Below are 14,389 nucleotides of genomic sequence, written 5' to 3' on the forward strand. Positions count from 1 at the left end.
GCGCAGGGGTCTGCCGGAGGGCCGTGCAGCCAACGGCATGCCAAGGTATCCCCCATGCAGATCTGGCCCGGCCGCCCCTACCCGCTGGGTGCCACCTTCGACGGTTCCGGCACCAACTTCGCCCTCTTCTCCTCCGTCGCCGAGCGCGTCGACCTGTGCCTCCTCGACGACGACGGCAACGAGGAGTGCGTCGAGCTCACCGAGGTGGACGCGCACGTGTGGCACGCCTACATCCCCACCGTGCGCCCCGGGCAGCGCTACGGCTACCGCGTCCACGGGCCCTACGACCCCGCGAACGGCCACCGGTGCGACCCCTCGAAGCTCCTTCTCGACCCGTACGCCAAGGCGATCGACGGCCAGATCGACGGCGACCAGTCGTTGTACTCGTACCGGTTCGACGACCCCGAGGAGCGGTGCGAGGACGACTCGGCCGGCCACACCATGGTCTCGGTGGTCATCAACCCGTTCTTCGACTGGGGCTACGACCGCCCGCCGAACCTCGAGTACCACGACACCGTCATCTATGAGGCCCACGTCAAGGGCCTGACGCAGCTGCACCCGGACGTGCCCGAGGAGCTGCGCGGGACGTACGCGGGCATGGCGCACCCGGCCGTGATCCAGCACCTCGTGGATCTGGGCATCACGGCGATCGAGCTGATGCCGGTGCACCAGTTCGTCAACGACCCGCACCTGCAGGAGAAGGGCCTGAGCAACTACTGGGGCTACAACTCCATCGGGTTCTTCGCCCCGCACAACGGGTACGCGGCGTACGGCACGCGCGGCGAGCAGGTCGACGAGTTCAAGACCATGGTCAAGGCCCTGCACGAGGCGGGCATCGAGGTCATCCTCGACGTGGTCTACAACCACACCGCCGAGGGCAACCACCAGGGTCCGACGCTGTCCTTCCGGGGCATCGACAACAAGTCGTACTACCGGCTGGTCGAGGGCGACGAGGCGCACTACTTCGACACGACCGGCACCGGCAACTCGCTGCTGATGCGCTCGCCGCACACCCTGCAGATGATCATGGACTCGCTGCGGTACTGGATCGAGGAGATGCACGTCGACGGGTTCCGGTTCGACCTGGCCTCGACGCTGGCGCGTGAGCTGCACGCGGTGGACCGCCTCTCGGCGTTCTTCGACATCATCCAGCAGGACCCGGTCATCAACCAGGTCAAGCTCATCGCCGAGCCGTGGGACGTCGGCGAGGGCGGCTACCAGGTGGGGGGCTTCCCCCCGCTGTGGACGGAGTGGAACGGCAAGTACCGCGACACCGTGCGCGACTTCTGGCGCGGGGAGCCGTCGACCCTCGGCGAGTTCGCCAGCCGCATCACCGGGTCCGCCGACCTCTACGAGCACACCGGGCGCCGTCCGGTGGCCTCGATCAACTTCGTCACCGCCCACGACGGCTTCACCCTGCGCGACCTCGTCTCCTACAACGAGAAGCACAACGAGGCCAACGGCGAGGGCGGCGCGGACGGGGAGTCCCACAACCGGTCGTGGAACTGCGGCGTCGAGGGCCCCACCGACGACCCGGAGATCCTCGCCCTCCGCGGGCGGCAGCAGCGCAACTTCCTCGCCACGCTCCTGCTGAGCCAGGGCGTGCCGATGATCGCCCACGGGGACGAGCTCGGCCGCAGCCAGCAGGGCAACAACAACACCTACTGCCAGGACAACGAGCTCTCGTGGGTCGACTGGGAGCTGGACGAGGAACGCTCCGACCTGCTCGAGTTCACGCGCAAGGTCATCGCCCTGCGCAAGGACCAGCCCGTGCTGCGCCGGCGCCGGTTCTTCGCCGGCGCCCCCTCGCACGGCGGCGAGTCCGAGATCGGCGACATCGAGTGGTTCACGCCCGGGGCCGAGCACATGGGCGACGAAGACTGGGACACCTGGTTCGCCAAGTCCGTGATGCTCTTCCTGAACGGCCAGGCCATCCCCGAGCCGGACGGGCGCGGCGAGCGCATCGTCGGCGACTCGGTCCTGGCGCTGCTCAACGCCGCGGCGGAGCCGATCGAGTTCCAGCTGCCGGGGGCCGACTACGGCACCCACTGGGCCGTCGTGCTGGACACGACCGGCGCCGAGACCGCGGGCGACGAGCACGAGCCCGGTGCGCGGCTGACGGTCGAGGGCCGCGGCGTCGTCGTCCTGCTCACCTCCGCGGAGGCGGGCGAGTGAGCGAGGTTCGCCCCGACGACGCGTCCCTCGCCGCGGTGCAGCACGCCGGCCCGGCCGCCGCGCACCTGCCGGGACCGGGACGACGCCTGCCCGTGAGCACCTACCGGCTCCAGCTCGGCCCGGACCTGACGTTCGCCGACGCCGAGGCCGCACTGCCGTACCTCGACGCGCTGGGCGTGACGGACCTCTACCTCTCCCCCGTGCTCCAGGCGGCCCCGGGCTCCACCCACGGCTACGACGTCGTCGACCACAGCCGGATCAGCGACGTGATGGGCGGCCGGGCGGGCCTGGAGCGGCTCGCCGCCGCCGCCCACGCGCGCGGCATGGGCGTCGTCGTCGACGTGGTCCCGAACCACATGGCGGTCCCCACCCCGGTGTGGCACAACCGCGCCCTGTGGTCGCTGCTGCGGCTGGGGGCGGCCTCCCCCTACGCCGCCTGGTTCGACGTCGACCTCGAGGACCGCGACGGCCTCCTCATGCCGGTGCTCGGCTCGCGCATCGGCGACGTCCTCGCCTCGGGCGAGCTCGTCCTGGACCGCATGGTCGTCCCCACCGAGCCCGATGCCGGCGAGCAGGCGGTCCTGCGCTACTACGACCACGTCTTCCCGGTCCGGCCGGAGACCGAGCAGCTCCCGCTGGCCGAGCTGGTCGAGCGGCAGCACTACCGGCTGGCGTACTGGCGGGTCGCGGACGAGGAGCTGAACTACCGGCGCTTCTTCGACGTCGGCACCCTCGCCGCCGTCCGTGTGGAGGACGCGCAGGTCTTCGAGGCCACCCACGCGCTCCTGCTCGAGCTTTTCCACGCGGGCGTGATCGACGCCTTCCGCATCGACCACCCGGACGGCCTCGCCGACCCGCGCGGGTACCTGCGCCGGCTGAGCGAGGCGACGGGCGGGGCCTGGATCGCCGCCGAGAAGATCCTCGAGGGCGAGGAGGAGCTGCCCGAGGACTGGCCCGTGGCCGGCACCACCGGCTACGACGCCGCCTGGCGGCTGCACGCGCTGCAGGTGGACCCGGCCGGGGCCGTGCCGCTCGCCGGCCTGATGCAGGAGCTCACCGGTGACCCGGCGAACCTGCCCGCCATGATCGAGACGGCGAAGCGGCAGATCGTCTCCACCTCCCTCTACGCGGAGACCGACCGGCTCGCCCGGCTGCTGGCGGACATCTGCCACGACGACATCCGCCTGCGCGACCACACCTACCGGTCGCTGCTGGACTGCGTGGTCGAGCTCGTGGTCGCCTTCCCCCGCTACCGCGCCTACGTCGTGCCCGGGGAGGACGCCCCCGCCGCCGCCGAGCGCCTCTTCCACGAGGCCGCCGACGTGGCCCGGGCCCACCTCGAGCCCGACCGGCACGACACCCTCGACGTGGTCGTCGACCTCCTCCTGGGCCGCGAGTCCGGCAGCGCCGGCCGCACCCACGAGGGCCGCCGCGCCGAGCTCATGGTCCGCTTCCCGCAGGTGTGCGGGGCCGTCATGGCCAAGGGCGTGGAGGACACGGCCTACTACCGCTGGACGCACCTGCTGAGCCTGTGCGAGGTGGGCGGGGCGCCCGACCGCTTCGGCATCGACCCGGACGAGCTCCACGGCTGGGCCGAGCGAACGGTGACCGCGTGGCCGGCCACCATGACGGCCGGCTCCACGCACGACACCAAGCGCGGCGAGGACGTCCGCTCGCGCATCGGCGTCCTCGCGAGCCACGCCGAGGAGTGGGCCGACCTGGTCCGCGGCCTGCGGGCGGCGACGGCGGACCTGCGCCCGGCGGACCTGGACGGGCGCACGGAGAACCTGCTGTGGCAGACCCTCGCCGGCACCTGGACCGAGGACGGCCCGATCTCCGCCGAGCGGCTGCAGGCGTACCTGCTCAAGGCGGCCCGCGAGCAGAAGTCCTGGACCACGTGGACCGCGCCGGACGAGGCGCGCGAGGCCGCGATGAACCGGTACGCGGCCGCCCTGCTCGAGCACCCCGAGGTGGTCGCGGCCTTCACCCGCTGGCTGGAGCGCACGGGCCCCGCCGTCCGGCGCAGCGTGCTGGGCACCAAGCTCCTGCAGCTCGCCGTCCCCGGCGTCGCGGACGTCTACCAGGGCTCCGAGATCACCCAGACCTCCCTGGTCGACCCGGACAACCGCCGCCCGGTGGATCTCGCCGACCTCGCGGCCACCCTGTCCGAGCTGGACGCGGGCCGGGCGCCGTCGGGCCTGGACGAGGAGAAGCTGCTGCTCACCGCCGCGGCCCTGCGGCTGCGGCGGACGCATCCCGAGGCCTTCGTCGGGGCCGGTGCGGGCTACGAGCCGCTGCCGACCACCACCGGCCACGCCGTCGCCCTCGCCCGCACGGACGCCGGCGGCCCGCGGGTGGTCGCGGTGGCCACGCGCCTCATGGCCGACCCGGCACCCGCCCGCGCCCACGCCGACGCGACCGTCGTCCTGCCCGACGGGACGTGGCGCGACGTGCTGACCTCCGCCACCCACGACGGCGGGCCCGCCCGCCTCGGCGACCTTCTGGCCACCTATCCCGTGGCCCTGCTGGAGCGCGCATGAGCACCGAGACGCCGCGGGTCTGGGCACCCGCCGCCACCGCCGTCGACCTCGTCCTGCCCGGCGCAAGGGCGGCGTCCCGCCTGCCCATGACCGCCGAGCGGGGCGGCTGGTGGGCCGCGCCGTCGCCGCTTCCGCCGGGCACCGACTACGCCTTCTCCCTCGACGGCGGCCCGCCGCTGCCCGACCCGCGCAGCCCGTGGCAGCCCCATGGGGTCCACGGCCCCTCCCGGACCTTCGACACCGGCGCGCACGTGTGGTCCGACGGCGGCTGGGCGGGCCGCTCAGTGCTCGGCGCCGTCGTCTACGAGCTCCACGTCGGCACCTTCACCCCCGAGGGCACCCTGGACGCCGCGGCCGGGCGGCTCGACCACCTCGCCGCGCTCGGCGTGGACATGGTCGAGCTCATGCCGGTCGCCGCGTTCCCCGGGGCCCACGGCTGGGGCTACGACGGCGTCGCGCTGTACGCCGTGCACGAACCATACGGCGGACCCGCGGCGCTGCAGCGCTTCGTCGACGCCGCCCACGCGCGGGGCATCGCCGTGTGCCTCGACGTCGTCTACAACCACCTCGGCCCCTCGGGGAACTACCTCGGCGCCTACGGGCCCTACTTCACCGAGCGGCACCAGACGCCCTGGGGCTCCGCGGTCAACCTCGACGGCGACGACGCGGCGGAGGTCCGGGCGTACGTGGTCGGCAACGCGCTGCGGTGGCTGCGCGACTTCCGTCTCGACGCCCTGCGGCTCGACGCCGTGCACGCGCTCGTGGACGACTCGCCGCGGCATGTCCTGGCCGAGCTCTCCGACGCGGTCGCCGAGCTCGAGGCGGAGGTGGGCCGGCCGCTCGCCCTGATCGCCGAGTCCGACCTCAACGACGCCCGGATGGTGACCCCGACGGCCGAGGGCGGGCTCGGGATGACGGCCCAGTGGGACGACGACCTCCACCACGCCCTGCACGCGCTCCTCACCGGGGAGCGGCAGGGCTACTACGCCGACTTCGGCGCCGCCGCCACCCTCGCGAAGGCCCTCACCGAGGTCTTCGTCCACGACGGTGAGTACTCGACCTTCCGCGGGCGGGTCTGGGGCGCACCCGTCCCGCCGGAGACCGACGGGCGCCGGTTCGTCGTCTTCTCCCAGGACCACGACCAGGTGGGCAACCGCGCGCTGGGCGACCGGCCGAGCCGCACCCTGTCCCCCGGCCAGCTCGCCGTCAGCGCCGCGCTCGTGCTGCTCGGCCCGGGCACCCCCATGCTGTTCATGGGCGAGGAGTGGGGGGCGACCACGCCGTTCCAGTACTTCACCGACCACGAGGAGCCCGAGCTGGCCCGCGCCATCCAGGAGGGGCGTGCGCGGGAATTCGGTACCCACGGCTGGGCCGAGCTGTACGGGCACGACATCGAGGTGCCGGACCCGCAGTCCCCCGCGACCGTCGAGGCGTCCCGGCTAGACTGGGCCGAGCCGGCCCGCCCCGGCCACGACCGGCTCCTGGAGTTCTACACCGCCCTGGTCCGGCTGCGGCACGACGAGCCCGACATCGCCTCCGGCGACCGCACCAGGACCACGGTGAGGCTGGCCGACGACGACAGCTGGCTCGTGCTCGGTCGCGGCGGGATCGACGTCGTGCTCAATCTCGGCAGCTCCGCGACCCGGGTCCCGCTGCGGGACGGCGCGACGGACGCCGACGTGCTGCTCGCGTGGGAACCGGTGACCGTGCGTGGTGAGACCGGCGGAGCAGGGGTCGAGCTGCCGGCGCACGGCGTGGCCGTCCTCCGCCCGAGCTCGCGGTGATGTCGCTCCCCCGGCGGTGACCCTCACCGAGCCCGACCCAGCCATGTGGTAGGACGTCACCCATGACTGATCGTGACAGGGAAGGCACGGCGCCGAAGCTGCTCTCGGGCGGCAACCCGCAGATCCCCAAGGGTGAGGGTGACGCGCCGGTGCAGGACTACATCGCGGCCATGCCCGGGTGGAAGCGAGCCGTCGGGCAACGCCTCGACGACCTCGTCGTGCGCACGGTCCCCGACGTGCACAAGGCCGTGAGGTGGAACCAGCCGTTCTACGGCAAGGACGAGGGCTGGTTCCTGTCGTTCCGGTGCTACACGAACTACGTCCAGGTGCAGTTCTTCAGAGGGACCTCGCTCGATCCCATGCCTCCCAAGGAGTCCAGGCACGACGAGGTGCGCTACCTCGACATCCACGAGGCCGAGGACCTGGACGAGGACCGCCTCCGGTCATGGGTGGAGCAGGCCAGCAGACTTCCCGGCGAGAAGATGTGACGCAGCCGGCAGGCACGGTGACGGCGAGGAGGGCGTGAAGTCAGTCGTAGTAGACGCCGATGCGGCGCCCGCCGACGATCTCGACGGCCACGTCCATGTCGTAGATGGCGCGCAGCTGCTCGGTGGTGATGACCTCGTCGGCGCCGCCCTGGCAGAGCACGCGCCCGTCCTTCATCGCGACGATGTGGTCCGAGTAGCAGGAGGCGAAGTTGATGTCGTGCACGACCAGGACGACCGTCTTGCCGAGCTCGTCCGCGGTGCGCCGCAGCAGCTTCATCATGGCCACGGAGTGCTTCATGTCCAGGTTGTTCAGCGGCTCGTCGAGGAGCACGTAGTCGGTGTCCTGGCACAGCACCATGGCCACGAACGCGCGCTGGCGCTGCCCGCCGGAGAGCTCGTCGAGGTACCGCGAGGCGTACGGCCCCAGGTCGAGGTAGTCCATGGCGGCGGAGATGTGCCGGCGGTCCTCGATGGTCAGCCGTCCCTTGGAGTGCGGGTAGCGGCCGAACGCGACGAGGTCCTGCACGGTCAGCCGCACGGCGAGGTGGTTGTCCTGCCTCAGGATGGACATGCGCCGGGCGAGCTCCTCGCTCGGGGTTCGTGAGACGTCGAGCCCGTCGATGCTCACCGTGCCGCCGTCCATCTCGAGCAGGCGGGAGATCATCGACAGCACGGTCGACTTCCCCGCGCCGTTGGCGCCGATGATGGAGGTGACCCCGCCCGGGCTGAGGGCGAGGTCGACGCCGTCGACGACGACGGTGGAGCCGTAGCGCTTGGTCAGGTTCTCCGTGACTATCATCGACGTCCTCCCCGCACGAGCAGCATGATGAACACGATTCCTCCGACGAACTCGACGATGACGCTGAGCACCGTGTCCAGGCCGAACACGTGCTCGAGGATGGTCTGGCCGCCCACCAGGGTGATCACGGCGAGCAGCGACGCCGCCGGCAGCACGTAGGCGTGACGATGGGTGCCGGCCACCAGGTAGGCGAGGTTGGCCACCAGCAGCCCGAAGAACGTGATGGGGCCGACCAGGGCGGTGGAGACGGAGACCAGCAGCGCGCACACCACCAGCACGGCCATCGTGCTGCGGTGGTGGTCCAGACCCAGCGTCACCGCGTTCGCCCGGCCCAGCGCCAGCACGTCCAGCTCGCGCCGACGGCCCCACACCCAGGCCGACGCGGCCGCCACGACCGCCGTGCACACGGCGAGCAGCACCGGGTCGACGGCGTTGAACGAGGCGAAGAGCCGGTCCTGCACGATGAGGTACTCGTTCGGGTCGATGACCCGCTGCATGAACGTCGCGAGCGAGCGGAACAGCACGCCGAAGACGATCCCGACGAGCACGACGAGGTACAGGCTGCGCCGCGCCCCGCCGAAGACCCAGCGGAAGAGCAGGATCGAGAACACCAGCATCGCGGCGACCTCGACGGCGAAGCGCAGCGGCGGGGCCAGGCCGTTGACCGTCGTCGCCCCGAGGAAGAAGACCGCGCCGGTCTGGATCAGGGCGTAGAGCGCGTCGAACCCCATGATCGACGGCGTGAGGATCCGGTTCTCGGTGACCGTCTGGAACAGGACCGTGGAGACGGCGATCGCGACGGCGACGAGCGCCATGGTCGCCAGCCGCTCGGCCCGCATGGGGACGAGCAGGGCGAGCGCGTCGAGCGCGCCCCCCACGAGGAAGCCGAGGACGACGACGGCGGCCGCGGCTCCCAGCAGCGCCAGGCGCAGCCGGGGCCGGGGCACCCGCCGCGCGGCGGCGGTCGTCGTGGTCGGGTCAGCGAGCACCGGAGGGCCTCCTCAGGAGCAGGTAGAGGAAGAGGGCGGCACCGACGATGCCCACGACGATCCCGATCGGCACCTCGGCGGGGTGGATGACCACGCGGCCCACGATGTCGCAGACGAGCACGAACCCGGCGCCCAGCAGCGCGACCCAGGGCAGCGACCGCCGCAGATAGTCGCCCATCGCGAGGGAGACGACGTTGGGCACCACGAGGCCGAGGAACGGCAGTCCCCCCACGACGACCACGACGACGGCGCTGGTCACGGCGACGATCGCGAGCCCGAGGGCGAGGACCCGCCGGTAGTTCAGCCCGAGGTTGGTGGTGAACTCCTCCCCCAGACCCGCCACGGTGAAGCGGTTGGCCGCGAGGTAGGCGACGACGGCGCAGCCTGCGACGATCCAGAGCATCTCGTAGCGCCCGCGCACCACGCCGGAGAAGTCGCCGGTCATCCAGCTCGACAGCGTGTGCAGCAGGTCGTTGCGGTAGGCGAGGAAGGTCGAGAGCGCCCCGACGACGCCCGCGAGCATCATCCCGACCAGCGGGACGACGACGACCGAGCGCAGCTGGATCCGCCGCAGGATCGCCAGGAACAGTGCGGTGCCCGCGAGGGCGAAGACCGCGGCGACGCCCATCTTGCCGACCAGCGGCATGCCGGGGACGAGCAGGGTCACGACGAGCAGCCCGAGCCCGGCGGACTCGGTCGTGCCGGCCGTGGAGGGCTCGACGAACTTGTTGCGCACCAGCAGCTGCATGACGAGCCCGACGATCGCCATCGCGGACCCCGCGAGCAGGATCGAGACGGTGCGCGGGACCCGGGACGCGAGCAGAGTCTGGCGCTGGGCGTCGTCGAGCTCCCCGGAGAGCACGTCGCGCACGGACAGGTCCGAGACGCCGACGAACAGCGAGACGCCCGCGAGGGCGAGGACGACGGCCAGGCCGCCGAGCAGGGCTAGTCGCTGCCTGCCCACGCCGGGGCGGTGCCCGGGGTCGGCCCCCCGTGCTGCGGCGAGGGGGTGCGGGCCAGGGCGGGTCGCCGTCGCGGTGGCGGCGCCCCGTCCGTGCCCCGGGTCCGCCGTCGTCACCGCGCCAGCGCCGTCCCGATCTCGTCCAGCATGGCGGGCACGTTGCTCAGGCCGTGCATGACGACGTACCAGCGCTCGCCGTCGAGGTAGACGACCTGGTCCTGCTGCCAGGCCGTGGTGGAGGTGACCAGCTCGTTGTCCAGCACCTGCTGGGCCGCCTGGCCGCTGGCCTCGCCGATGGCGGCGTCGCGGTCGACGACGAACATCCAGTCGGGGTTCACGTCGCGGATCAGCTCGAAGGAGACGGCCTCGCCGTGGTCGGCGGCCTGGACGCCGGTGTCGGCCTCCGTCACGCCCAGCTCGGAGTAGATCAGTCCGAAGCGGGAGTCGGCCCCGTTGAGGGTGACCTCGCCGCCGGAGGTCATCAGCACCATGCCGGAGCCGGCCGCCTCGCCCACGGGCCGGATCTCCTCGACCTTGGCCTCGATGTCCGCCAGGGCGGCCTCGACCTCCGCCTCCTTGCCGAAGATCTCGCCCACCATCGTGGCGCTCTCGCCGAAGTTCGCGAGGTAGTCACCGCTCCACTCGAAGGTCGCGTCGACGGTCGGGAAGCTCTCCGCCAGCTCGGGGTAGGCGGCCGCCGAGCGGAAGCCGACGATGACGAGGTCCGGGTCGAGGCGGGCGAGCGCCTCGTAGTCCGGCTCCTGCAGGGTGCCGACGTCGATGTACTCGTCGGACTCGTACTCGCTCAGGAACGACGGAACGTTCGCCTTGGGCAGGCCCACGACGTCCACCCCGAGGGTGTCGAGGGTGTCGAGGACCCCCATGTCGAGGACGACTACGCGCTGCGGGTCGGCCGGGACCACGGTGCTGCCCTGCGCGTGCTCGACCGTGACCGTCCCGGCGTCGCCGGCGGTGCTGCCGGTGGCGTCGTCGGCGGTGGACGCGGAGCAGGCCGCGAGGGCGGTGGCCAGGGCGAGGGTGCCGACGGCCACGACGGCCCGGCGCGAGGTGCTGCTCACGTGTTCTCCTGAGGAAGGGTTACCTAACGAAGGAGACCCTAACTCAGATATACGCAACAAACACGTTCCGTTAATCACACGCGGGGCTCGACCCAGCCGATGCCCTCATCGCTCACCACCGGCGGTCAGGATCTGGAGCTGGTCCGCGAGGTCCTGCCGGAGCTGTCTGCGGGACTCGGCGTCCTCGCGCGTCAACGGGCTGTCCGGGATCCAGGTCTCGCCCTCGATCACCAGCCGGACGTCCTCTCCGTCTCCCAGCTCCCCGCGCACGCCGCACCGGCCCTCGGCCCTCGGGTGGCGTGCCTCGCCGAGCGTGACCGACCAGTGTGGGGTCTCGCCGAGAAGAAGGAAGAGGTGCCACTCGTTCACGGGGCCGCGAACGAGGACGTAGTCCCACTCGCTCGTCACGGGCTCGTCGGCCACGTCGCGCCAGCCACGCCACACCTGCAGGGTCAGGTGGACCTTGCGGAGCACCATCACGACGGCGGCCGCCAGGATCGCGGCGCGCAGCAGGCCGGGCATGTCGTCCGGCAGCACTGCGAGGGCGACCGCCGGGAGCGCGAACCACCAGACCGGGGACCGTGCGGCGTCAGCCACCACCTGCCGTCCCGTCGGTGCCGGTGGAGCGCGGTGAGCCTCGTCGGCCCAGCCCTCCAGCGTGCTGACGCGCCGGGCGAGCTCGCGGAAGGTCATCGCCCGGATCTGCGCGGGGCTGACACCCGCCTGCTGGTGAGCCTCCGGCCGCATGGCCCGGAGCCGCCTCTGCGACGCGCGCGCACGGCCCACGCCGGTGCCGAGCCCGGCCGCGAGCAGCGCGACGGCGCCACCAGCCGTCACGACGCTGAGGGCCTTGTATGCGCCCGGAGAGTCCGTGGCCTCGACAACGGCGACCGCCGCGAGGTCGTCGCGCCCGGTCCACCACATCGCCTGGAGCACCAGGGCGGCGGCCAGGGCGACCCCACCGGCGACGACGACCGGGCGCGGGACGGCGGCCCGCAGCACCTGGAGGCGCCCCGCCCGTGCGGCGGGCCCCTGGACGAGCGCCTCGTACGCCGGCTCCCACGCCTCCGGGGGGCCGACGAAGACGGGGCTGCCGGACTCGTCCACGAAGCCGCGAAGCTCGCACCACCGCACCGGGTTGTCGTCGAGCTGGCCGCGACGCACCGTCGACGCCGCCACCTCCGCCCTGTCCAGCACGACGGACACCGACCGCCCGTGGATGCGCACATCCTCGCCGTCCCGGACGGCCCGGCCCCGGCGCAGCCCGTCCGCCAGCACCACCACCGGGACAGGGACCCGTCGACCGGCGCGAGCACGCGCCAGAGCGCGCGTGTCTGCGCGGTCCCGGACGACGTCGAAACAGGTGGTGACGACGTACAGCACCACGAAGACGAAGGGGGCGGTCAACGCCAGCTCCAGCACCACGGCCGGATCGTAGGAGCACACGCCGGCCGGTGGCAGGAGAATCGGACGGCTTCAGGATCACAATGGCATATCGGTCCAGCGGCCGCCGGCGTCCGTGACGGCTCAGCGCGGGTAGTACCGGGCGAACTTGCGGAACTGGTTGAGCTGGGCGGCGGCGATGTTCGCCCAGCGCCGCGGGTTCCGCTCGGCGCGGTACATCAGCGGGTTCGTCGCCCTCCCGGCCCGGGCCAGCCGGCGCGCCAGGGCGGCGTCCGCGCGGCTGACGTACCGGCGCACCAGGGGCAGCGGCACCACGTGGAAGAGGTGCTCGGCGGAGCTCACCAGCGGCTCGGCCGGCCGGCCGTCCACGAAGGCCTCGACGTACATGCGCGAGATGTCGTGACCGGAGGCCGTCACGGCGTACCCGCTGCGCCCCACCCGGGGGTTGACCTCGAGGAATCGGTAGACGCCGTCGCGCGGGTCGCGCTTGAGGTCGACGTTGGCGAAGCCGCGCCATCCCACGTGCTCGAGCAGCCGGCGGGCCTGGTCCACCGCCTCGGCGTTGACGCCCGTCACCTGCGCGACGGAGTTCCCCAGGGCCCCCGGGGTGTGCTCCTCGAGCAGCACCCGGCCGAACTGCGCGAAGCGCCACACCCCGTCGGCGTCGAAGAACAGGTTCACGGCGGCCATCTCGGCGTCGCCGCCCGGCACGAGCTCCTGGACCAGGAGGTCCCCGCCGAAGCCGCCCGCGGCGATCCTGGCCAGCACCTGCCCGAGCTCCGCGACGTCGTCGGCACGGTCGACCTTCTTCTTCCCGACGAAGTCCACGGCGTGGTACGCCGTCGTCGACGCCGCCTTGACCACGACCGGGAAGGTGAGCCCGGCCGCGGCGGCCGGGCCGTCCGCCGCCCGCAGGACCACCGTCGCGGGCACCGGGATGCCGAGCTGCTCGCACAGGGCGGTGAAGGTGCCCTTGTCCGTCACCTGCGCCATGGCCTCGGACCCGGCGTAGGGGACGACGACGCCGGGGAGCCGGTCCCGGTGGGTCACGAGGGCGTCCACGAGCCAGTCCGCGCTGCCCAGGACGAGGTGGGTCGTCCCCGGCTCCTCCGCGACGACGTCGCGGACCGAGGCCACGAGAAGGTCGGGGTCGGACAGGCCGGTCACGACGCGGTGGTCGACGGCGACCGACCCGGTCACCGCCCAGGTGGCCACCCCGGCGAGGACGACCGAACGCACCCCGTAGGTCTCGTGGAAGGTGCGGGCGGTGGCGTAGGCGCCGATGTCGCCGCCGAGGATGATGGGACGGACGGGGGTGGCGCGGTCGGCCAAAGCTGCTCCAAAAGGTGTGCGGACCCGGCGAGCATAGTGCCGCCCGGCGCGTCGGGCGCGGCCTGCCCCCGCGACCGCGCGCGGCGGCCTAGCCTGAGGGCGTGACCGGTGACGAGGCGGTGGCACCGCCCGACTTCGAGACCGCGCTGCTGAGCCTGCGGGGTCATCGGTTGCGCCCGGAGCTGCACCTCGAGGAGGTCCCGGCCCCCACCCGGATCGCGCCCTACGCCCTCGCGCTGACCGGGGAGGTCAATGCCGCCCCGCGCACGATGGACCCGGACGCCATGCTGGGGCACGGCCGCTTCGTCGTGCTCCACGACCCCGCCGGCCAGGAGGCCTGGCACGGCACCTTCCGCGTGATCGTGCTGGCCAAGGCCAGGCTCGAGGAGGAGCTCGGCGCCGACCCGCTGCTCGGCGAGGTCGGCTGGACCTGGCTGACGGACGCCCTGACGGAGGCGGGCGCGGGCTACCACCATCTCTCGGGCACCGTGACCCGGGTCCTGTCGGAGACGTTCGGCGGGCTGGAGCTGCGCGGCGGCGAGGTGGAGATCGAGGTCCGCGCCTCCTGGACGCCGACGACGCCCGACCTCGGCCCCCACCTGCGGGCCTGGGCCGCGCTGACCTGCCAGGCCGCGGGCCTCGAGCCGCTGCCCGAGAACGTCACCTCGCTCAACCGGCGGCACTGAACGGCGCCCCGCCCGGCGCGCAGCACCCGGCGAGCTGACCGGCGTCCCGCCCGGTGCGCAGCGCCCGGCGTCCCGCCCGGCGTCCCGCCCGGTGTGCAGCCCCGGCCGCGCGCCGCGGGCGCGCAACGCCCCCGCCGTCGTACCGTTGACGC

At 72.8% G+C, this 14,389-nt stretch carries 11 protein-coding genes; 5 read left to right on the top strand and 6 right to left on the bottom strand.

Translation table 11 applies throughout. The features are described 5' to 3' along the window. Positions 1 to 54: 54 nt before the first annotated feature. The 4 genes from glgX to KZX45_RS01815 all read left to right on the top strand — a co-directional run bounded on the left by glgX (position 55) and on the right by KZX45_RS01815 (position 6,987). Positions 55 to 2,175 carry a glycogen debranching protein GlgX gene (glgX, locus tag KZX45_RS01800; protein ID WP_248255990.1) on the top strand — a complete coding sequence of 707 codons (2,121 nt, stop codon included), beginning with the start codon at positions 55 to 57 and terminating at the stop codon, positions 2,173 to 2,175. Between the two features lie 35 nt (positions 2,176 to 2,210). After that, positions 2,211 to 4,715, top strand: a complete 2,505-nt coding sequence (gene treY, locus KZX45_RS01805) for a malto-oligosyltrehalose synthase (protein WP_248256295.1) — start codon at positions 2,211 to 2,213, stop codon at positions 4,713 to 4,715. Further along, positions 4,712 to 6,499 carry a malto-oligosyltrehalose trehalohydrolase gene (gene treZ, locus KZX45_RS01810; protein WP_248255991.1) on the top strand — a complete coding sequence of 596 codons (1,788 nt, stop codon included), beginning with the start codon at positions 4,712 to 4,714 and terminating at the stop codon, positions 6,497 to 6,499. The genes treY and treZ overlap by 4 nt, the downstream gene beginning before the upstream one ends. 62 nt (positions 6,500 to 6,561) lie before the next feature. Then, positions 6,562 to 6,987: a DUF1801 domain-containing protein gene (locus KZX45_RS01815; protein WP_248255992.1), complete on the top strand. Its 426-nt coding sequence runs from the start codon at positions 6,562 to 6,564 to the stop codon at positions 6,985 to 6,987. Positions 6,988 to 7,027: 40 nt separating this feature from the next. On the opposite strand, the gene KZX45_RS01820 is transcribed toward KZX45_RS01815, so the two are convergent. From KZX45_RS01820 to KZX45_RS01845, 6 genes are all read right to left on the bottom strand, one after another. After that, positions 7,028 to 7,786 carry an ABC transporter ATP-binding protein gene (locus KZX45_RS01820; protein WP_248255993.1) on the bottom strand — a complete coding sequence of 253 codons (759 nt, stop codon included), beginning with the start codon at positions 7,784 to 7,786 and terminating at the stop codon, positions 7,028 to 7,030. Then, positions 7,783 to 8,775: an iron chelate uptake ABC transporter family permease subunit gene (locus tag KZX45_RS01825; RefSeq protein ID WP_248255994.1), complete on the bottom strand. Its 993-nt coding sequence runs from the start codon at positions 8,773 to 8,775 to the stop codon at positions 7,783 to 7,785. Before KZX45_RS01825 ends, KZX45_RS01820 begins: the two co-directional genes overlap by 4 nt. Beyond that, positions 8,765 to 9,739: an ABC transporter permease gene (locus KZX45_RS01830; protein ID WP_248255995.1), complete on the bottom strand. Its 975-nt coding sequence runs from the start codon at positions 9,737 to 9,739 to the stop codon at positions 8,765 to 8,767. The genes KZX45_RS01825 and KZX45_RS01830 overlap by 11 nt, the downstream gene beginning before the upstream one ends. Before the next feature lie 110 nt (positions 9,740 to 9,849). Then, complete coding sequence (locus KZX45_RS01835; protein WP_248255996.1) at positions 9,850 to 10,815, bottom strand: siderophore ABC transporter substrate-binding protein; 966 nt, start codon at positions 10,813 to 10,815, stop codon at positions 9,850 to 9,852. 105 nt (positions 10,816 to 10,920) lie between these two features. Next, positions 10,921 to 12,240, bottom strand: a complete 1,320-nt coding sequence (locus KZX45_RS01840; RefSeq protein ID WP_248255997.1) for a hypothetical protein — start codon at positions 12,238 to 12,240, stop codon at positions 10,921 to 10,923. A gap of 102 nt (positions 12,241 to 12,342) precedes the next feature. Beyond that, positions 12,343 to 13,551 (bottom strand): carboxylate--amine ligase, encoded by a 1,209-nt coding sequence (locus KZX45_RS01845; RefSeq protein WP_248255998.1) that lies wholly within the window; start codon positions 13,549 to 13,551, stop codon positions 12,343 to 12,345. A gap of 101 nt (positions 13,552 to 13,652) precedes the next feature. On the opposite strand from KZX45_RS01845, the gene KZX45_RS01850 reads away from it, so the two are divergent. Next, positions 13,653 to 14,237 carry a DUF3000 domain-containing protein gene (locus KZX45_RS01850; RefSeq protein WP_248255999.1) on the top strand — a complete coding sequence of 195 codons (585 nt, stop codon included), beginning with the start codon at positions 13,653 to 13,655 and terminating at the stop codon, positions 14,235 to 14,237. Positions 14,238 to 14,389: the final 152 nt, after the last annotated feature.

The sequence above is a fragment of the Georgenia sp. EYE_87 genome (assembly GCF_023148685.1).
Lineage (GTDB): Bacteria > Actinomycetota > Actinomycetes > Actinomycetales > Actinomycetaceae > Georgenia.

What these genes read in the sequence shown, in the direction of transcription:
- treZ (WP_248255991.1), top strand. Translation starts at nt 4,712, where the DNA reads ATGAGCACCGAGACGCCGCGGGTCTGGGCACCCGCCGCCACCGCCGTC.
- glgX (WP_248255990.1), top strand. Translation starts at nt 55, where the DNA reads ATGCAGATCTGGCCCGGCCGCCCCTACCCGCTGGGTGCCACCTTCGAC.
- KZX45_RS01815 (WP_248255992.1), top strand. Translation starts at nt 6,562, where the DNA reads ATGACTGATCGTGACAGGGAAGGCACGGCGCCGAAGCTGCTCTCGGGC.
- KZX45_RS01820 (WP_248255993.1), bottom strand. Translation starts at nt 7,786, where the DNA reads ATGATAGTCACGGAGAACCTGACCAAGCGCTACGGCTCCACCGTCGTC.